This window comes from Pseudomonas sp. OF001, from assembly GCF_904426495.1.
Lineage (GTDB): Bacteria > Pseudomonadota > Gammaproteobacteria > Pseudomonadales > Pseudomonadaceae > Geopseudomonas.
Window position 1 is genome coordinate 46619 of the sequence record NZ_CAJGBM010000011.1, and the last position, 18703, is coordinate 65321.

At 68.8% G+C, this 18703-nt stretch carries 15 protein-coding genes; 1 reads left to right on the forward strand and 14 read right to left on the reverse strand.

Annotation, left to right across the window (positions count from 1 at the left end; genetic code table 11):
• Nucleotides 1–101 precede the first annotated feature (101 nt).
• Complete coding sequence (rfaH, locus tag RA210_RS07910; RefSeq protein WP_136488023.1) at nucleotides 102–629, reverse strand: transcription/translation regulatory transformer protein RfaH; 528 nt, start codon at nucleotides 627–629, stop codon at nucleotides 102–104.
• Between the two features lie 277 nt (nucleotides 630–906).
• Here rfaH and RA210_RS07915 point away from each other — a divergent pair, with 277 nt between their 5' ends.
• On the forward strand, nucleotides 907–2967 hold the full coding sequence (locus RA210_RS07915; protein ID WP_201486006.1) for a polysaccharide biosynthesis protein: 2061 nt from the start codon (nucleotides 907–909) through the stop codon (nucleotides 2965–2967).
• 37 nt (nucleotides 2968–3004) lie between these two features.
• Here RA210_RS07915 and RA210_RS07920 read toward each other — a convergent pair whose 3' ends face one another.
• The 13 genes from RA210_RS07920 to RA210_RS07980 form a co-directional block, all read right to left on the reverse strand.
• Nucleotides 3005–3958, reverse strand: coding sequence for a GNAT family N-acetyltransferase (locus RA210_RS07920; RefSeq protein ID WP_201486007.1), 954 nt, complete (start codon nucleotides 3956–3958; stop codon nucleotides 3005–3007).
• Nucleotides 3959–4009: 51 nt separating this feature from the next.
• Entirely contained in the window at nucleotides 4010–6052 is a 2043-nt protein-coding gene (locus RA210_RS07925) for an acyltransferase family protein (RefSeq protein ID WP_201486008.1), read from the reverse strand.
• A 37-nt stretch (nucleotides 6053–6089) separates the two neighbouring features.
• Nucleotides 6090–6725 carry a PIG-L deacetylase family protein gene (locus RA210_RS07930; RefSeq protein WP_201486009.1) on the reverse strand — a complete coding sequence of 212 codons (636 nt, stop codon included), beginning with the start codon at nucleotides 6723–6725 and terminating at the stop codon, nucleotides 6090–6092.
• 31 nt (nucleotides 6726–6756) lie between these two features.
• Complete coding sequence (locus tag RA210_RS07935) at nucleotides 6757–7806, reverse strand: polysaccharide deacetylase family protein (RefSeq protein WP_201486010.1); 1050 nt, start codon at nucleotides 7804–7806, stop codon at nucleotides 6757–6759.
• A 111-nt stretch (nucleotides 7807–7917) separates the two neighbouring features.
• A complete protein-coding gene (locus RA210_RS07940; RefSeq protein ID WP_201486011.1) occupies nucleotides 7918–8973 on the reverse strand; it encodes an ATP-binding protein in 1056 nt (351 codons plus the stop codon).
• Nucleotides 8970–10421, reverse strand: coding sequence for a lipopolysaccharide biosynthesis protein (locus RA210_RS07945; RefSeq protein WP_201486012.1), 1452 nt, complete (start codon nucleotides 10419–10421; stop codon nucleotides 8970–8972). Before RA210_RS07945 ends, RA210_RS07940 begins: the two co-directional genes overlap by 4 nt.
• A complete protein-coding gene (locus RA210_RS07950) occupies nucleotides 10418–11524 on the reverse strand; it encodes a DegT/DnrJ/EryC1/StrS family aminotransferase (protein WP_201486013.1) in 1107 nt (368 codons plus the stop codon). The genes RA210_RS07945 and RA210_RS07950 overlap by 4 nt, the downstream gene beginning before the upstream one ends.
• A gap of 46 nt (nucleotides 11525–11570) precedes the next feature.
• A complete protein-coding gene (locus tag RA210_RS07955) occupies nucleotides 11571–12746 on the reverse strand; it encodes a DegT/DnrJ/EryC1/StrS family aminotransferase (protein WP_201486014.1) in 1176 nt (391 codons plus the stop codon).
• Between the two features lie 19 nt (nucleotides 12747–12765).
• Nucleotides 12766–13776: a GNAT family N-acetyltransferase gene (locus RA210_RS07960; protein ID WP_201486015.1), complete on the reverse strand. Its 1011-nt coding sequence runs from the start codon at nucleotides 13774–13776 to the stop codon at nucleotides 12766–12768.
• 14 nt (nucleotides 13777–13790) lie between these two features.
• A complete protein-coding gene (locus RA210_RS07965; protein ID WP_201486016.1) occupies nucleotides 13791–14420 on the reverse strand; it encodes a sugar transferase in 630 nt (209 codons plus the stop codon).
• Complete coding sequence (locus RA210_RS07970) at nucleotides 14417–15541, reverse strand: glycosyltransferase family 4 protein (protein ID WP_201486017.1); 1125 nt, start codon at nucleotides 15539–15541, stop codon at nucleotides 14417–14419. The genes RA210_RS07965 and RA210_RS07970 overlap by 4 nt, the downstream gene beginning before the upstream one ends.
• Nucleotides 15519–17507 carry an asparagine synthase (glutamine-hydrolyzing) gene (asnB, locus tag RA210_RS07975; RefSeq protein ID WP_201486018.1) on the reverse strand — a complete coding sequence of 663 codons (1989 nt, stop codon included), beginning with the start codon at nucleotides 17505–17507 and terminating at the stop codon, nucleotides 15519–15521. The genes RA210_RS07970 and asnB overlap by 23 nt, the downstream gene beginning before the upstream one ends.
• The gene (locus tag RA210_RS07980) at nucleotides 17495–18634 is read right to left on the reverse strand and encodes a hypothetical protein (protein WP_201486019.1); all 1140 of its coding nucleotides are present in this window, start codon (nucleotides 18632–18634) and stop codon (nucleotides 17495–17497) included. The genes asnB and RA210_RS07980 overlap by 13 nt, the downstream gene beginning before the upstream one ends.
• Between the last annotated feature and the right edge of the window lie 69 nt (nucleotides 18635–18703).

Sequence of the window (18703 nt, forward strand, 5' to 3'; positions counted from 1 at the left end):
GGGTGCTACTGGGGTAGCCCTGTTCCCTGGGTCCGTTTATCAGCCATTTATTGTGTGGTCTGTCACAGGCTCCTGTCTGTAAGCTTTTTTCCCTATTCCGGTTATTCGGCCTTGCGAATGCTTGATAGCGGCACGCGGACTTTCTGTTCCCGGTGCAGTATGTTCATCAGCAGTACCACGCGCTCGTTACCGTCCATGGACAGGAAGATGGCTTCCAGCTCGGCGAAGGCGCCGTCGTTGAGGCGCACCCTATCGCCGGCTTCGAGCAGCTGTTCGGCGGGGACGGCGCAGCAGCGCTGCTGCAGGCAGTCGATCAGTTCCTGGCTGACGGGCAGGGGCTGGTTGCCGAAGCCGACCACGCGGCTGACGCCGCGGGTGGAGCGCAGCGGTGCCCAGTTGTCGAGCTGGCTGAGCTGGATGAACAGGTAGCCGGGAAACAGCGACTCTTCGAGCATCTGGCGCTGTCCGCGCAGCAGGCGTTCGCGGGTGTGGCGGGGGCGGTAGCAGGTGTAGCCCTGGCGCTGCAGATTTTCTTCGGCGCGCTCGTCCTGGCGCGGCTTGCACTGGATGAGGTACCAGGCGTGCTGCGGGCTGGATGCTTGCTGCTCGGGCGTGAGGCTGCTGCTCATGCGGTTTTCGTCCTTGTCTTGCGATCGGCCGGCGCCTTCGGCGACGCCCACCCTGCAAGTTTTTTACGTATACCCGGATTCTGCCATGTGTCGGCGCTTTTGACATCTACATGGCATCCACTTGGCATGCAGCATGTCGGATGACGGCTTGTTGGCGAGCCTGATCGGGGCTCCGCAGTCCCGGTAATGCTGAAGGGACCACCCGACGGCGAAGTGCCGCCCGGTGAACTACCTTTGCAGAAAGGCTTAACCTTTTATATGGGCAATGGTGGTGTTCATGAGCGCGAACCGGGCTTCTCTCCGTTATCGGCTGTTGCGCCTCCCTTCGGGCCACAAGCGCCTGCTGCAGCTCGCGACCGATGTGCCGCTGATCTGGCTGGCGTTGTGGCTGGCGCTCCACGGGGGGCTGGGCGATGCCGGTCTTGTCGAGCCCTTCGGCCACCATGCCTGGCTGTTCCTCGTCACCCCCGCGCTGGCCGTGCCGGTGTTCATTCGCCTGGGGATGTATCGGGCGGTGATGCGTCGCCTCGGCAATGCCGCGCTGTTCGCCATCGCCAAGGCGGTGAGCCTGTCGGCGCTGCTGCTGGCGCTGGTCGTCCTCCTGGCCGGCGAGGCTGCCGCCGCGGTGCCGCGCTCGCTGGTCTTCCACTACTGGCTGCTGAGCCTGCTGCTGCTGGGCGGGCTGCGCATCGCCATGCGCCAGTACTTCACCGGCGACTGGTTCAACCTGCGCGCGCCGTCCCTGCTGCGTCAGTCCGGGCTGCCCCGGGTGGCGATCTACGGGGCCGGCATGGCCGGCAACCAGCTGGTCCATGCCTTGATCGCGGGGCGCAGCCGGCGCCCGGTGGCGTTCATCGACGACGACCTGCAACTGGCCCACCGGGTGATCGCCGGGCTGCCGGTGTATCCGCCCAACCTGCTCGAGCGCATGCTCAAGGAAACCGGCGCCGAGGAGATCCTGCTGGCGATTCCCTCGGCCAGCCGGGCGCGGCGACGGCAGATCCTCGACATGCTCGAGTCCTGCTCGCTGCCGGTGCGCACCATGCCGAGCATCGCCGACCTGGCCGGCGGGCGGGTCAAGGTCGAGGATCTCAAGGCGGTGGACATCGCCGACCTGCTGGGACGCGATCCGGTGGCGCCCCGCCCCGAGCTGCTGGAGCGCTGCATCCGCGGCCAGGTGGTGATGGTGACCGGGGCGGGCGGCTCCATCGGCGCCGAGCTGTGCCGGCAGATCCTCGACGGCGGACCCACCGTGCTGATCCTCTTCGATCACTCGGAGTTCAATCTCTACACCATCCAGAACGAGCTGGAGCAGCGCATCGCCCGGGAGAGCCTGCCGGTGCGCCTGGTGTCGACCCTCGGCTCGGTGCGCTATCCGGTGCGCATGCTCGAGGTGATGCAGATCTGGAAGGTCGACACCGTGTACCACGCGGCGGCCTACAAGCATGTGCCGATGGTCGAGCACAACGTGGCCGAGGGCGTGCTCAACAACACCCTGGGCACCCTCTATGCCGCCCAGTCGGCCCTGCGCGCCGGCGTGCGCAACTTCGTGCTGATCTCCACCGACAAGGCGGTGCGCCCGACCAACGTGATGGGCAGCACCAAGCGCATGGCCGAGCTGGTGCTGCAGGCGCTGGCCTGCGAGCCGCAGGTGGTGCTGTACGGCGAGCCCGACCTGCCGGCGCAGCCCAACCGCACCCGCTTCGTGATGGTGCGCTTCGGCAACGTGCTGGGCTCTTCCGGCTCGGTGATCCCGCTGTTCCGCGAGCAGATCCGCCGCGGCGGGCCGATCACCGTGACCCATCCGGAAATGACCCGTTACTTCATGACCATCCCCGAGGCCGCGCAGCTGGTGATCCAGGCCGGCTCCATGGGCGACAGTGGCGACGTGTTCGTGCTGGACATGGGCGAGCCGGTGAAGATCGCCCAGATGGCGGAGAAGATGGTGCATCTCTCCGGGCTGACGGTGCGCTCGGAGGCGAACCCCGATGGCGACATCGACATCGAGTTCACCGGCCTGCGTCCGGGGGAGAAGCTCTACGAGGAGCTGCTGATCGGCGACAACGTGCTGCCGACCGAGCACCCGATGATCATGCGCGCCAACGAGGTGCACATGCCGTGGGAGGAGCTCAAGGCGCTGATGGTCGAGATGGTCCAGGCGATCCGCGTCGACGACTACCCGCTGGTGCGGGAGCTGCTGTGCCGGATCGTCAGCGGCTACACGCCGGATGCCGATGTCGACTGGCTGCACGGCCAGGAGGAAGCCGCCCCGTCCGCGGCCCGGGAGCTGGGCGACGAGGTGAGCGAGGCGGTGGGGTCGGGAGGGCGCGGGCGCTAGCGCCGCGGGCTGCCGCCGGGCCGGAGCGGCGGCGGGCTCAGTCGTTGAGGTGGCGCAGGAACAGCGCCGCTCTGAGCAGCCGGGAGGGGGTCCGGCAGACGCGCAGGAAGGGTTGCTGGATGGCACCGAAGGCGCGGAAGAAGCGCTCCACGGGTTCGAGCATCGAGCCCTCGAAATCGAAGCGCCGGGTGACGGTCGCCGCGAAGCGGATCGCTTCCCACATGCACAGGCTGGTGGCGCCGCTGTTGCGCAGCTGGGGATCGCCGCCGCCCATCAGGTAGTAGGCGCTGTTCTCGTCCCAGATCAGATAGACCCCCGCATGGTGGCGCCCCTGCTCGTCTTCGGCGATGAAGATCCGGCGTGCCTGGCGGGCGCTGCAGGTGCGGTCGAGTCGCTCCATCAGCGATTCGCTGTGGGGCGGTGGCAGGCCCTGGCGGTCGAAGGTCAGGCGGTTGAGGGCCAGGAATTCGGCGAGGCCGAGATCGTCGCGGATGCGGATCCCGAAGCGCTGCTGGGCCTTGCGGATCTCGCGGCGGATGTTGTCCTGCAGGTCGTTCCACAGCGCCTGCGGGTCGCTCAGGTCGGGCAGGATGTAGGTGTAGCGGGTGGTCTGCCGGAAGCCCTTGCCCGCCGGCAGTCCGCCGCTCTGGCTATAGTGCCAGTTCTGGGCGTAGTGATGGCAGTCCGGCAGGCGCTCGATCAGGGCCTGCACCAGGCCGTCGCGCCGGGTGCAGGCCGCGGCCGGCCCGCCGTCGTCTGGCCGCAGCCAGGGGCCCAGCGTCTGGGTGAGGGCGGGCTGGGTGAGCAGGGTCAGGCCCAGGCGCCTCTCCGCGTAGTAGGGCAGGGTCGCCACTATCCTGCCGTGCCTTTCCACGAGGGCGACATCCCAGTTGTCCTCCCCCGCGGTAGCGTCGAGCCACCAGGGCTGGCTGAACAGGGGAATCGAGCGTTCGGTTGCGCACAGGCGTCGATAGGCATCTTTGTCGTTCACGATTGGCTTCGCACGAGGCTGATTCGGTTTCGAGGGGCTGCGGCAGCCTCCTCAGTTGCTGGTCTGGGTCTGCCTCCGCGCATCCGGCGAGGGGCAGGCGAATATGTTCGGCAAGGCCCGTTCCAGCTTCTCGTCCAGCTTCTCGGTCAGGGACAGCACGTAGGGGACGTTGAGGTGCTCGGCGTCGCGGTACATCAGGTGGTCGTTGGTCACGGTGATGCAGGTCCGCGGCGTGCAGAAGTACTCCGACATGTCGATCAGGCGCAGATTGCCGAGGCTGCGCAGCAGGGCCAGGGAGGGATCGGTTCCGGCCAGGGCCTGCTCGCGCGGCTTGGAGCAGGCCAGCGCATTGGCCGGGTGCCGGGCTATGCAGGTGGCGGCGTCGAAGTCGAAGGTGGGGTTGTCGCGGATGGCGATCACCGGAATGCCGAGGCTTTCCAGCTTCTTCCATTGCTCCACGTAGGACGGCGGGACGTGCTCGGGCGATTCGGGGCGGGTCGCTCGCGTCGAGTTGGTGACGACTGCCAGGGGCCTGAGCAGCGACAGCTGCTCGATCAGCAGGCGGTTCCATTCGATGCACGAGGGGTCGGAGTCGGCCAGCGGGCCGAGCGGGCAGGAGCTCTTGGTGATGTTGAGGATCTTCACGCGGCTTTCCTTGCCGATGGCGTCCAGCGCCGGCAGCCACTGGGCTGCGTGCGAGCCGCCGACCAGGGCGACCGAGGCCTGGGCGCTGGTGTCGCCGTAGGTGCAGATCTTCACTTCCGGGGAGGTGATGTCCTGGTGGCAGCCGTCGGCGTAGGCGTCGGGCAGCAGATCCTTCACGGCGATCAGTTCGTCATGCGGGATCTGGCTGGCGTCCTGCTGCTCCGCGAGGCTGGTGAAGTCGTCTCTGTGGGCCTGCTGCAGGCTGTCGTGCATCCGGGCGGTGATGGTGTGGTGGATGTAGTAGTGCCAGGACGCGGCGGTGGCGAGTACCGGAGTGAGGAAGGCGACGCCGATCAGGTAGGGAGCCCAGGTCCTGCCGGGCTCGAACTTCTTTTTTCGGAGGGGCTCCTCGATGTAGCGGTGCGTCGCCAGCGCCAGCACGACGGCGAGCAGGATGATCGCCAGCCCCAGGAGCAGGCTCGGGCGCCGGCTGCCGGTGTACTCGAGGGCGAACACCAGCAGCGGCCAGTGCCACAGGTAGATGCCGAAGGACACCTTGCCGATGGCGGTCAGCCAGGGATGGGCCAGCAGGCGGTTGGCCGCCGGCCTGGCGCCTCCGGCGCCGGCGACGATCAGCAGGACGGCGGCGCCGACCGGGATGGCGGCGATGTAGCCCGGAAACCGCTGGGTGGCCGGTACCAGCACGCCGCACAGCAGCAGGGCCAGGAGGCCGGCGGCGCCCATGCCGCCGCGCAGCGCGGCGCCGGGCTTGAGGTGCGGCAGCAGGAAGGCCAGCAGTGCCCCGGCGAAGAATTCCCAGGCCCGGGTGGCCGGATCGAAATAGGCGCTGGCCGGACTCCTGGCGGTTTCGAGCAGCGAATAGATGAAGGAGGCCGCGACTATGGCGGCCATGGCCACGATGCCGGGCAGCGGCGAGCCGGACACTTTCGAGCGCCCGAGCAGCGGGGCCAGGATCAGCGGCAGGAGGACGTAGAACTGCACCTGGATGGACAGCGCCCAGAACTGCTGGACCGGGCTGGGGGGCAGGTCACGCGCCAGGTAGTCCACCGAGGACTGCATCAGGCCGAGGTTCTCGATCTGCAGGGCGCTGTAGATGACCTCGCGGATGAACTGGGTCCACAGCGGCTCCGGCACGAAGAAGTAGCCGAGGGCCAGGGTGGCCAGCAGCACGGTGCAGGCGGAGGGGGCGATGCGCTTCACCAGGTTGCCCCAGAACCGCAGCGGGCGGATCCGTGCGCTGCTCTCGAGCTGGCGGATCAGCACCCCGGTCATCAGGAATCCCGAGATGACGAAGAACACGTCGACCCCGCCGGACACCTTGTTGATCCAGATGTGGTAGATGGCGATCAGGATCGCCCCCAGGGCGCGTACGCCCTGGATGTCGTCCCTGTAGGTGTCTCGTGCATCGATCCAGTGGGCGGCGCTCATGGGCAGTCTCCTGGCTTGGCGAGGCGGGTCTCGGCGATCACGGCATGACCCAGCGGACGACCTCGAAGCTCTCGGCATACTCGGCGCCGATCTGCACGCCGCGCGTCCGGGCCAGGGCGAAGATGAACTCCTCGGAGGTGTAGTCCTTGCCCCGCTGCGACTGGTATTGCCTGAGGGCCTCCACCTTGCGGCAGAGCTGCTCGGCCGAGACCTTGACGAAGACGGTGGTGTCGAAGGACAGGTTGTTCCACACCAGCTCGTAGCCGAGGATGGTGGTGCCCTTGAAGGCGCGCAGGCCTTCAAGGGCCACCGTCTGGTGGTCCTGGTGGATGTCCTTGAGCGAGGGCATCAGCACCAGGTCGAAGGCGTTGGCGCGACGCAGGGCGATCAGCCCCTCGAGGATGTCCTGGCGCGCGAAGTTCAGCTTGCGGACCTCGTGGCCGAGGACGATCAGGTTTTCCGGCGCGATGCCTAGGCTGGCGGTGGCCAGGCGCACCTCGGTCTTCAGGATGTCCCTGGGCAGGCCTTCGGGCACCGACTGCTCGGCGGTGGAGAAGGCCACGTAGGTCACCCGCGCCCCCTGGTCGACCAGCCGGGCGATGGTGGCGCCGGCACCCAGTTCGCCGTCGTCGGTGTGCGGTGCCAGGACGAGTGCATTCTTGAACGGCAGCATGGTGGTTCTCCTGTGGTCTGCGAGATGGCCGTCAGCCGGCCCGGCCCCGGGCGGTTCCGGCCGGGAGGAGCCGGGCTCGGCCGGCGGGGCGGGCCTGCGCATGCCCGTCCCCGGCAGCGACCAGCTGGCACAGTTCGCCCATGTTCAGCGACTGCATCTCGTGTCGCTCGTGCAGCTGCCGGTAGTGGGCGAGGATCCGCTCCAGGAACGCGATGTTCTTCCCGGTGTGCGCGCCGAAGTTGTGCGGGTGCCACCAGAGGTGGAACAGCCGGTGGCGCAGCGCCGCGTCGGTCATCGCGTCCTTGATGCGCGCCAGGCGCAGCCCGTCGAACGGCGCCAGGCGCGGCGACCAGGGGCGCAGGAAGCGGCTGGCCGGGAAGTCGAAGGGGGGCTCGCGCTGGCGGTCCAGGGCGTGGGTGTTGTGGCCGCAGAGGTTGAGGTAGGCGTCCAGCAGGCGCAGCGCGCGGTCCGTGCGGCTGTTGCCGGCCTCCTCGCAGGCCCGGTAGATGCGACCGTCCTCGTTGCCCCGATAGCAGAGGATGCCGTGGCGGAGGAGGATGTCGCGGTACTCGGCGTTCCACTGGTTCCTCGGCAGCACCAGGCTTCTCAGCTCTATCCCCCGCTGCCTGGCCAGCGCCACGGCGGCGCGCAGGTCCGCCTCGAACTCGGCGGGCGACTGGCCGGCCTCCAGGCAGTAGTAGTGGGAGAAGGTGTGCGAGGCGATTTCCTGGTGCTCGTGCCGGCCGATCAGCTCGATCAGCTCGGGGGCGAAGTGATAGGCCGGCTCCAGCTGCGGCGTGCGTGCCAGGTAGGCGTAGGGCGAGAGCGTCTCGTCGCGGTAGCGGGGCAGCAGGGCGGGCCGGTTGCGCTCCAGCTCGTCCCGGTCGCGGCAGAACAGGAAGCCGACCGTCGCCCAGGTGGCGTGGATGCCGTGCTCGCGGAACGCCCGCAGCATGGCCGGGATCGCCTGGCGGACGCCGTCGAGGTTCTCCCGGTACTGCGCGATGCTGCGGTTGTCGCGCACGCCCCAGTACAGCTCGAAGTCGAGGGAGATGGTGAATACGCCGTGGCTGGGATGCATGGTGCGGCTCGCAGCAAGGGTTGGCAGGGTAAGCGCATGCCGCCGATCTTCCGGCCTGCAGGGGCGAATTCATGCGCTGCCCCGGCAGGGGCGACGGCAGCGGTGCAGGTTTCAAGGAGTATGGTTCGAGGATGCACCGCCGGGCTGCGGTTTCTTCCAGAAGCGCCGGACCAGGCGATGGAGCAGCTGCGAAGTCCGCTCCGGGACCAGGCCGAGGATGAAGCTCTTCAGCAGGCCGGGATAGACCGACAGCCGCGTGTCCGGGCGCAGCAGGAGGGGCAGGTTGCGGACGGCGAACAGCAAGCCGCGCTGCAGATAGCGGTTGAGGAACACCATGCCGACGATGGCCTGTTCCGGCGTCTCGATGCCGAACAGCAGCTCGGCGAACAGCGGCTGGTTGGCCAGGGCGAGTTCGAGCGAGGCCCAGAACTTCGCGTTGACCTCCATGAACACGTAGTCGTCGCGCTTCGGGCAGTACTTGAACTCGACCAGCCCCCAGCCGGAGTAGCCGAGCTGGGCGATGATTCTCCGCGCGTACTCGTCCAGCCTGGGGTCCGCGATGCTGCGCAGGGCGACTGCGGAGCCGCCGCTCGGCGGGATGCTGATGGCCTCGAAGTGCGCATGGCTGGTCAGGATCTCGCCCCGGCGGGCGATGAAGCCGACCCCGTAGGTGCCGGGGGAGTCGATGTATTCCTGGTAGATCAGCTCGTCCCGACCGCTGGCGGGGATCTCCGTGGGCTGCCGGGCGATGCCGCGCCTGCCGCCGCCGCGCTCGCGCAGCTCCTTGAAGAAGGCCGGGTAGTCGCCGATGTCCTCGACCCTCAGCCAGGTTGTCGGCGTCGGCACCCGGCAGGCGGCCGCCAGGGCGATGATCCAGGGCTTGTCGAAGACGCGCAGCGCATCGCGGGTGAGCACCACGCTGCCGCAGGTCACGCCCCCGCGCTCCAGCATGAACTGGGTGGACCTGGCGCCGGTCGGCAGGATCAGGCCGTCGCCGGGCAGGTTGTCCAGGTCGCGGTAGGAGACGAACTCGTCGATGTTGCGGCTGATGAAGCGTGTCTCGTCCTCGAAGAGCACGCCGACGATCCGGTGTTGCGTGTATTGCCTGAGCAGTCTGGCCAGTGTCTGCGACTGGTCGGAGCCCGGCGAGCAGAGGTAGATGATCATTGGTAGCTCTGGCGGAACAGCTGGAAGTAGCGGATGCCGCAGAGCACTGCGGCGAGGGCGAGGAACGCCAGCCAGGCGAGGCCTTCGGGGAACAGCGTCAGGCCGATCGGCAGGGGCAGGGTGCAGGCCAGGGCCCAGAGCAGCGCGCGGACGGTCGGCCTGAGCAGGCTGCCCAGCGAGATGCCGGCGCTGCCGCAGACCCACACCAGCGCCCCGCACCAGCACAGGGCGCTGCCGAGCGCGAACAGCGCGATGGTCAGCTGCAGGTCGCCCAGCATCGCGCCGGTCGCGATGGCGCCGATGCGGGTAGCCAGCAGCACGGCATGGAACAGCAGTTCGCGTTTCTGCTGCTCCAGCACGTCGAACAGCGAGCTGAGCGGCGAGGCCACGAAGGTCACGTACAGCCAGGGCGCCATCCACTGGGCGAAGTGGCCGGCGTCGTGCCAGCGTTCGCCGAACACCAGGGTGAACATCTGCGGTGCGGCGAACAGGATGATCAGCGCCGGCGGCATGGCGATCTGCGCCAGGCGCTCGTGGACGCTCGCCACCAGCGGCGCCAGCCGGCCTTCGCGGCGGGCCTCGGCGGCGTTGGCGAGGAACACGCCGCCGATGGCGGTGCCGATGACCGCCATCGGCGCCCCCAGCACGCGCTGCGCCAGGGTATACAGGCCGGCGGCGACCGGGTCGAACAGCGCGGCGAGCATCAGCGGCGGCAGTTGGCTGCCGGCGGTGTTGAACAGCCCGGTCCAGGTCGAGAACAGTGGAAAGCGCCGATAGCGCCGGGCGGCGGCGAGGATGCCGGCGGCGGACACCTGGCGCAGCTGCGGGCTGTGCAGGAGGTGGCGGCCCAGGGCGACAAAGCCCATGCCGTGCCCGCTGGCGTGGCCGAGCAGCAGGGCGAGGGGACCCAGCTTGAAGCCCAGCAGCTGCACCGCCAGGGTGGTGACGACCTGCTTGATGCGCGTGCCGGCGATGTCGGCGAAGCGCTTGTGACGGACGGCCCAGTAGTGCACGGCCAGGTAGAGGCTGCCGCAGAACACCCCGACCGGCAGCAGCCAGAGATGGCCGGCCAGGGCCGGCACGCCGAGCCGCGCGGCGATGGCATCCCCGGCGCAGAGCACCAGCACGGCGGTGAGCAGGCTGGTCAGGCATCCGGCCAGCAGGCTCAGCACGGTGACGTCGGTGGCCGTCTGCTCGTCCTCCGGCAGCGGGATGGCGATCTCGTAGCGCAGATTGGCCACCACCAGGAACACCGCCAGCAGGCCGCCGTACACGGCGAGCAGGCCGAAGTCCTCGGGGCTGAACAGGCGGGTCAGCAGCGGTGCGGCCAGCACCATCAGCATCTGCCCGCTGGCGGTGCCGCCGACCAGCACGCTGACGCTGCGGGCGAACGGCTGGCGGGGCAGCAGCCGCCCGGCGCTGACGCTCAGCTGGCGGATCATCTTCATGCGCTCCGCAGGGCGGCGACGATCTGCAGCTGGTCGCCCTCGCCCAGGTAGGGATGCATCGGCAGGCTGAGCACCTGCTCGGCCAGCAGGTCGCCCACCGGCAGCACGGCGTCCGGATCGGCCACCGCCGGCTGGCGGTTGAGCGGGATCGGATAGTGCACCGCGGTGGGCACGCCGGCCGCTTCCAGGCGCTGCTGCAGGGCGCTGCGCTCGGCCACGCGGACGGTGTACTGAGCCCAGGCGCTGCGGTTGTGCGGCGCGACGTGCGGCATGGCCAGCAGCGCCGAGCCTTCGCGGCCGCAGCCGGCCGCGGCGAGCAGGCGGTCGTAGCGCGCGGCCACCTGCTGGCGCAGCTCGATCTCCTCCTCGAGGATGTCCAGCTTGGGCAGCAGGATGGCCGCCTGCAGGGTGTCCAGGCGGCTGTTCACGCCGACCCGCACGTGGTGGTAGCGGCGATCCTGGCCGTGGCGGGCGATCTGGCGCAGCACCCGGGCCAGTTCGTCGTCGCCGGTGAAGATCGCCCCGCCGTCGCCGTAGCAGCCCAGCGGCTTGCTGGGGAAGAAACTGGTGCAGGCGATGGTGGTCAGGCTGCACGAGCGGCGGCCCTTGTAGCTGGCGCCGAAGCTCTGCGCCGCGTCCTCGATCACCGGCAGGCCGTGACGGGCGGCGATGGCGTTGATGGCGTCGAGGTCGGCGCACTGGCCGTACAGCGACACCGGAACCAGGGCGCGGGTGCGCTCGGTGATGGCCGCCTCCAGCCGCGCCGGGTCGAGGGTGCCGGTGTGCGGCTCGATGTCGACGTATACCGGCCGCGCGCCGAGCAGGGCGACGGTCTCGGCGGTGGCGACGAAGGTCAGGGCGGGGGTGATCACCTCGTCGCCCGGGCCGACGCCCAGCGCCATCAGGGCGATCTGCAGGGCGTCGGTGCCGTTGGCGCAGGTGATGCAGTGGCGGGCGCCGGAGAAGGCGCTCAGGCGCTCCTCCAGCTCGGTCACCTCCGGGCCGAGGATGTACTGGCCGTGGTCGAGGACGCGGCGGATGCCGGCCTCGATGCGCTCGCGGATGCGCTGCTGCTGGGCTTGCAGGTCGATGAACTCGATCATTTCCGTGCCCTCTGACGGGGGATGGGGCCGCTCCGGGCGGAGCGTTTCAGTAGGCGGCCTCGTCCATCACCTCGCCCAGCACGGCGCAGGTCTTGTCGATCTCGGCGTCGGTGAGGGTCGGGTGGACGAGGAACATCAGGCTGGTCTCGCCCAGTTCGCGGGCCACCGGCAGGCGCTCGGCCGGGCGCCAGCGGGTGTCGTCGAAGGCCTTTTCCAGGTAGACCTCCGAGCAGGAGCCGTAGAAGCAGGGCACGCCGCGGGCGTCGATCGCGGCGAGGATGCGGTCGCGGTCCCAGCCGGCGGCGAGCTGGCCGGGCTCGACGAACAGGTAGCACTTGTAGGCGGCATGCACGAGCTCGTCGGGCAGGCGCGGCACGCGCAGGCCGCGCAGCTGGCGGGCGCAGTCCCAGATGCGCTCGGCGTTGGCCAGGCGGCGGGCGTGCCAGGCATCGAGGCGGCGCAGCTGGATGCGGCCGATCACCGCCTGCACCTCCATCATTCGCCAGTTGGTGCCGAAGCGTTCGTGCAGCCAGCGGAAGCCCGGCCCGGTGTGCGGGCGGTGCACCGCCTCCCAGCTCTTGCCGTGGTCCTTGAGCGACCACATGGTCGACCACAGCTCGCGGCTGTTGGTGGTGACCATGCCGCCCTCGCCGCCGGTGGTGATGATCTTGTCCTGGCAGAACGACCAGGCGCCGACGTGGCCGATGGTGCCGACCGAACGCCCCTTGTAGCGGGCGCCGTGGGCCTGGGCGCAGTCCTCGATCACCTTGAGGTCGTGCTCGGCGGCCAGCGCCATGATCGGATCCATGTCGCACGGCCAGCCGGCCAGGTGCACGCAGATCACCGCCCGGGTGCGCGGCGTCAGCACGGCGCGGATGGTCTCGGCGGTGATGTTCTGCGAGTCGCGATCCACCTCGGCGAACACCGGCACCGCGCCGGCGTTGACGATGCTGGATACCGAGGCGAGAAAGGTGCGCGGCGTCACCACCACTTCGTCGCCCGGGCCGATGCCCAGGCCCTTGAGGGCGACGTCCAGCGCCACGGTGCCGTTCTCCAGGGCGATGGCGTACTCGGCGCCGGACCACTCGGCGAATTCCTTCTCGAACAGGTGGCACTCCTCGCCGGTCCAGTAGTTGACCCGGTTGGACAGGATGACGTCGCGTACCGCGTTGGCCTCTTCTTCCGTGAAGCATGGCCATGGTGAAAAGCTGGTATTCAACATGATGACCTGCTCCTGACTTTCACGCTTTCGGTGCTCGGTATCGGGGGAAAAAGCTTGTGTCGACAGGGGAATGCTCGCTGAGCTTCTGGTATTCCTCGTGATTGATGATTTTCCTGATCAAGTGGAAATCCCTGGTGAAGCGCGAGAATCCGGACTTGAAGTTGAATAGGGAGTCTTCCCGGGCGCCATGCCCGCCGCCCAGGCAGAAGTACTTGTAGCCGAGACGGGCGGCGTCCCGTCTGACGGTGTCGAGCATCAGTTTGGTGGGCGCCAGATTGCGGAACTCTGCTGCGGTGCCGCTGAGGTGGAACTGCACGAATTCGCCGCTGAAAACGAATATCCCGCTGCACATGATTGCGTCGTCGAGCGTGCAGGAATATATGCGGACTTCAAAATCCCCGGCGTCCAGCAATGCGCGATAGTACGCCGCCGGGAAGAAGTAATAGGACGCGGCCTCGAGTGACCTCATGGTCGCCTCGTAGTTGTCGATGAGGCCTTTCAGACTGCCCACGCCATTGTCCTGTACGCAACGGGCGCCGAGCTTGTGGAGCTTTCTCAGGCTGGCCTTGTGGTCCGGGCGGTAGGCGTCGTACTGCTCCTGCTCGGGCCGATCCAGGCGGATGATGACGACCCGTCCGGACGGCTGGAGATGCTCCTCGCCCAGCAGCCGGCTGGTCAGGATGGGGTGGCTGCGGGAGAACAGGCTGACATATCCCTGCTGGTACAGATGGGATATGAGAGCATCCCAGAACGAGGGAATTTCCACCTCTTCGATCTCGCCGTAGAACAGTGGGGATGGATATCCGTAGACCGAAGTGAGGTCCTTGAAACTGGATCCCTCGATCGTTCGGGAAAGCAGGGGGAAGAGTATTCCGCCGTTCGAGAGTCGGACTTCGAACATGACCGGAGTTCCCTCGCCGTTTTGGCGGGAAATCTGGTGGAAGTCCCAGCTGTGGTAGCAGTCGTGGCGTGGCACCCTGGCCAGGGCATGTTTCCAGCTTTCCTGGCCCGATATCTCAATAATGTCCATGACGGAGGATTCCACTAGTTGGCGTTGACGCTCTTCGGCGGATGGATTGCCTGCTTGGAACCGGTGAACTTGTCGGACGTGGCATCGTCCTGGAAATTGATGTCCTCGCGCAGGACGACTTTGCGGATGGTGCGGAGAATGATCTTCAGGTCCAGCCAGAAGGACTGGTGGTCGACGTACCACAGGTCGAGGCGGAACTTCTCCTCCCAGCTCAGCGCGTTGCGGCCGTTGACCTGGGCCCAGCCGGTGACCCCGGGACGCACCGCGTGGCGGCGGAACTGCTCGGCGTCGTACAGCGGCAGGTACTCCATCAGCAGCGGGCGCGGGCCGACCAGGCTCATGTCGCCCTTGAGCACGTTCCACAGCTCGGGCAGCTCGTCGAGGCTGCTGGCGCGCAGCCAGCGGCCGAAGGGGGTCAGTCGCTCGTGGTCGGGCAGCGGCTCGCCGTGCGCGTCGACGGCGTCGCGCATGGTGCGGAACTTGACGATCTCGAAGGGCATGCCGTTGCGCCCCGGGCGCAGCTGGCGGAACAGCACCGGCGCGCCGAGGCGGCGGCGCACCAGCCAGGCGATCAGCGCCAGCAGCGGGGCGAGCAGCAGCAGGGCGGTGGCGGAAACCAGGAGGTCGAACAGGCGCTTGCTCATATCCCCATCTCCTGCAGCATCACCGCGTTGACGCGGTGCACGTCGTACTTGTCCTCGGCCACCTGGCGCGCGCGCGCGCCCATGCGCCGGGCCAGCCCCGGCTCCTCGATGAAGCGCAGCATGGCGGCCTCGAGGGCGTCGACGTCGCGCACCGGCACCAGGAAGCCGTTGTCGCCGTCGACCACCGTCTCGCGGCAGCCGGGGGCGTCGCTGGTGACGATGGCGCGGCCCATGGCCATGGCCTCCAGCACCGTGCGCGGCGTGCCCTCGTGGTAGGAGGGCAGCACGTAGACGCTGCAGGCGGCGATGGCCGGGCGCACGTCGCTCTGGCGGCCGAGGTAGGCGAGGGTGCCGTCGGCCACCCAGGCGTCCAGCTCGCGCTGCTCGATGGCGTCCGGGTTGTCGTCGATCCAGCCGACCAGGCTGCACACCACCTGCGGATGGCGCGCGCGCACCCGGCGCGCGGCGGCGGCGTATTCGCGCACGCCCTTGTCGCCGAGCAGGCGGGCGATCAGCAGGAAGTGCGGGGTCGCCGGCAGCGGTGCGACCCGGTACTCGCTGACGTCCACCCCGGAGCCGTTGACCACGCAGGAAGGGGTGGCCGGCGGCAGGATGCCGAGGTTGCGGAACAGCGCCTGGTCGTCGGGGTTCTGCAGGAACACCTTGTGCGTGCAGCGCAGCGCCAAGGCATACAGCGGCTGCACCAGCGAGCGCAGCGCCAGGTGCCGTTCGCCCTCGGCGGCGTTCTGCTGGAACACGTAGCCGAGGCCGGTGACCAGCGCGTAGCGCCGCGGCACATGGGCCAGCAGCGCCGCCAGCGAGCCGTAGATCACCGGCTTGATGGTGTAGCCCAGCACGAAGCTCGGCTGGATGCGCAGCATCAGCTGCCACAGGTAGAGCAGGGTGGCGGCGTCGGCCAGCGGGTTGGTGCCGGTGCGCTTGAGCGGGATGTCGTGCACGCGGATGCCGCGCGCCTCCAGGGCTCGGCGCACCGGGCTGTCCGGCGGCAGGTCCGGCGCGGCCACGTGCACGGTCAGGCCGCGCCCGAGCAGCGCCTCGAGCAGCGGGCCGCGGAAGCCGAGGATCGAATCGGCGAAGCTAGCGATGAGCAGAAAGTTCATGGCGCCGGGTCTCCGTGAGCCAGGCCTGGAACATCAGCACGTCCCAGAGCTGGTGCTGCCAGTTGTGGCGTCCGCCCAGATGCTCGTTCCACAGCCGGCGGATCGGTTCGGGATGGAAATAGCCGTCCTGACGCAGGCGACCCTCGTCGAGCAGGTCCTCGGCCCAGTCGCGCAGCGGGCCGCGCAGCCAGCGGTCCAGCGGGATGCCGAAGCCCTGCTTGGGGCGCTCGATCAGCTCGCGTGGCACGTGGCGGTAGAGCACCTGGCGCAGCAGCCACTTGCCCTGGCCCTGGCGGATCTTCAGGTCCAGCGGCATGCGCCAGGCCAGCTCGACCACGCGGTGGTCGAGCAGCGGCACGCGGGTCTCCAGGCTGGTGGCCATGGCGGCGCGGTCGACCTTGACCAGGATGTCGTCGGCCATGTAGGTCTGCGCGTCCATGGCCATCATCCAGTGCTCGAAGCTGTCGCTGTGTGGCCAGGCGTTCGGGTCGGTCAGCCGGGTCTGCGGTTCGCGGGCACCGATGACCAGGCTGGCCGGATCCTTCCAGTGGCTGGTCAGCTGGCGGAAGAACGCCTGGCTGTCGGACAGCTCGAGCACGTCGGCCAGCTTCTGCGCCTTGTCGCCGGGGATGGCCAGGTGCAGGCGCCGCGGCAGCAGCGGCCTGGCCATCTCGAACAGGCGGTCCCAGGTGGCCGGCGGCAGTGCACGCAGCAGGCCGGCGGCGGCCTGGCGGGCGAAGCCCGGCAGGTGCTGCATCTGGCTCCACACCTTGCGTGCGCTCAGGTAGCGGTTGTAGCCGCCGAACAGCTCGTCGCCGCCGTCGCCGCTGAGCGCCACCGTCACGTGCTGGCGCGCCAGCTGGCTGACCAGGAAGGTGGGGATCTGCGAGCTGTCGCTGAACGGCTCGCAGTACATGCTCGGCAGGCGCGGGATCACCGCCAGGGCGTCCGCGGGGCTGGCGTACAGCTCGGTGTGCTCGGTGCCCAGGTGGCGGGCCACCGCCCTGGCATGCACCGCCTCGTCGTAGCCGCCCTCGTCGAAGCCGATGGTGAAGGTGCGCACCGGCTGGCTGCTCTGCGCCTGCATCAGCGCGGCGACCGTGCTGCTGTCCACGCCGCCGCTGAGGAAGGCGCCGAGCGGCACGTCGGCAAGCATCTGCGCGCCGATGCTGCGCGACAGCTGCGCGTGCAGCAGCTCGACCGCTTCCTCGGCGCTGCCGGCGAACGGCTCGGCCAGGCCGCGCTCCACCGCCTCGTTGAGGCGCCAGTAGGCGCTGGGTTCGGCGGTGCGGGCGGCGGTGGCATCGTGCAGCGGCAGGGTCACGAAGTGCCCGGGCGGCAGCTTGGATATGCCCTGGTAGATGCTGTAGGGCGCCGGGATGCAGTTGTGGCGCAGCAGCAGGGTCAGCGCGCCGCGGTCCACCCCGGCGCGGAACGCCGGGTGCGCCCTGAGCGCCTTGAGTTCGGAGCCGAACAGCAGGGTGTTGCCTTGCCAGCCGTAGTACAGCGGCTTCTCGCCCAGGCGGTCGCGGGCCAGGGTGAGCTGGCGCTCCTGGCGGTCCCACAGGGCGATGGCGAACATGCCGATGCAGGCCTTGAGGGTGCGCTCGACGCCCCAGGCGGCGAAGCCGGCGAGCAGCGTCTCGGTGTCGGAGTGGCTGCGCCACGCCGGCGCGCGGTCTGCGGCCTCGAGCTGGCCGCGCAGCTCCAGGTGGTTGTAGATCTCGCCGTTGAAGGCGATCACGTAGCGCTCGCAGGCCGACTGCATCGGCTGGTGGCCGGCCGGCGACAGGTCGAGGATCGCCAGGCGGCGATGGCCGAGGGCCAGGTTGTGCGCCTGGTCCAGCCATACCCCGCCATCGTCCGGTCCGCGGCTGCGCAGGGTATTGGCCATGCGCCAGGCAATGCCCGGCGAGGCGCTGGTGTCGCTGACGCCCACCGACCAGAAACCGGCTAGACCGCACATGCTGGGGCAACCTCCCGTTGTTCCTTGATGTGCTGATAGAGCACGAACAGCGTGACCCAGAAGATCGGGTGGCGGGCCACGAAGTGGAAGAAGGTGAAGCCGATCAGGCCGGCGGTGCAGGCGAACACCAGGCGCTGGTCGAGCCGATAGACGTCGATGGCGCACTTGACCGGGAAGAAGTAGATGGCGAGCAGGCCGAGCAGGCCGCCGACGGTGAGGATGTCGATCGGCGTGTTGTGCGCCTCCCAGCCCTGGAAGGGCCCGTGCAGCCCCGAGAAGTTGCCGGCGCCGTTGCCCAGCACGAAGGTCAGCGGGTTGTCGAGCCAGGCCTGCAGGCCGTTGATGTACAGGGTGAGGCGCGAGCCGCCCTGGTCGGCCAGCGACCACTGCCTGCCCAGGGAGCTGGCGATGTCGGTGAGGAACCACAGGCCGAGCAGCAGCGCGAGCATCAGGGTCGCCGGCGCCACCAGCATGAAGAAGCGGCTGGGGACGATCAGGCTGAGCAGCAGCACGCCGACGGTCAGCGCCAGGTAGGCGAGGAAGGCGTCGGACTGGCTGGCCAGGCCGAAGAACACCAGCAGGCTGAAGCAGAGCGTCCTGAGCAGCGGCCGGGTGACGTGGATGGCGGTGATCAGGATCAGGCAGACCAGGTAGAGGGCCAGCTGGTTGGGGTTGCGCGCGCCGCCGGTGAAGCGGGTGGTGGCGTACCAGACGCTGACGTCGCCGAACAGGTACTGCAGCGACACCAGGGCGAGGGTGATGACGAGGGTGAGCAGGGCGATCTGGCGGGTGCGCTCGGCCTGGGTGGCCAGGGCGAAGATGGTCAGCGCGCACAGCAGGTAGGCCAGCAGGTCGCGGAAGGCGATGCCGTAGGTGTCGTAGAGGGCGTTGAGTGCGGTGACCGGCAGCACGATCGCCAGCAGGTGGAGCAGGCTGAGCAGCGGCAGCGGGTGCTCGCGCAGCGACGGCGTGCGCGCTGGCGTGGCGAAGCATCTGGCGATGGCGTAGACGATGATCAGTGCCAGGCCGATCTCGCCGACGCCCAGTTCCGGGGACAGCCGGTAGTTGGTCTGCAGCACCAGGGAGATCGCCGTGGCGATCAGCAGGCTGGGGATGAGGTTCGTCATGGTGGCCGAGGCTCGATGGTGGCTGTGGACGGCCGGGGGGCCGGTGTTCCCTTCCGGTGCTGCGAGTTG

Bases quoted from the DNA above. Each gene is read 5' to 3' on its own strand.
- RA210_RS07940 (WP_201486011.1), bottom strand. From the start codon at position 8,973: ATGATCATCTACCTCTGCTCGCCGGGCTCCGACCAGTCGCAGACACTG.
- RA210_RS07950 (WP_201486013.1), bottom strand. From the start codon at position 11,524: ATGATCGAGTTCATCGACCTGCAAGCCCAGCAGCAGCGCATCCGCGAG.
- RA210_RS07965 (WP_201486016.1), bottom strand. From the start codon at position 14,420: ATGAGCAAGCGCCTGTTCGACCTCCTGGTTTCCGCCACCGCCCTGCTG.
- rfaH (WP_136488023.1), bottom strand. From the start codon at position 629: ATGAGCAGCAGCCTCACGCCCGAGCAGCAAGCATCCAGCCCGCAGCAC.
- RA210_RS07915 (WP_201486006.1), top strand. From the start codon at position 907: ATGAGCGCGAACCGGGCTTCTCTCCGTTATCGGCTGTTGCGCCTCCCT.
- RA210_RS07970 (WP_201486017.1), bottom strand. From the start codon at position 15,541: ATGAACTTTCTGCTCATCGCTAGCTTCGCCGATTCGATCCTCGGCTTC.
- RA210_RS07930 (WP_201486009.1), bottom strand. From the start codon at position 6,725: ATGCTGCCGTTCAAGAATGCACTCGTCCTGGCACCGCACACCGACGAC.
- RA210_RS07935 (WP_201486010.1), bottom strand. From the start codon at position 7,806: ATGCATCCCAGCCACGGCGTATTCACCATCTCCCTCGACTTCGAGCTG.
- RA210_RS07980 (WP_201486019.1), bottom strand. From the start codon at position 18,634: ATGACGAACCTCATCCCCAGCCTGCTGATCGCCACGGCGATCTCCCTG.
- RA210_RS07945 (WP_201486012.1), bottom strand. From the start codon at position 10,421: ATGAAGATGATCCGCCAGCTGAGCGTCAGCGCCGGGCGGCTGCTGCCC.
- RA210_RS07955 (WP_201486014.1), bottom strand. From the start codon at position 12,746: ATGTTGAATACCAGCTTTTCACCATGGCCATGCTTCACGGAAGAAGAG.
- RA210_RS07925 (WP_201486008.1), bottom strand. From the start codon at position 6,052: ATGAGCGCCGCCCACTGGATCGATGCACGAGACACCTACAGGGACGAC.
- asnB (WP_201486018.1), bottom strand. From the start codon at position 17,507: ATGTGCGGTCTAGCCGGTTTCTGGTCGGTGGGCGTCAGCGACACCAGC.
- RA210_RS07960 (WP_201486015.1), bottom strand. From the start codon at position 13,776: ATGGACATTATTGAGATATCGGGCCAGGAAAGCTGGAAACATGCCCTG.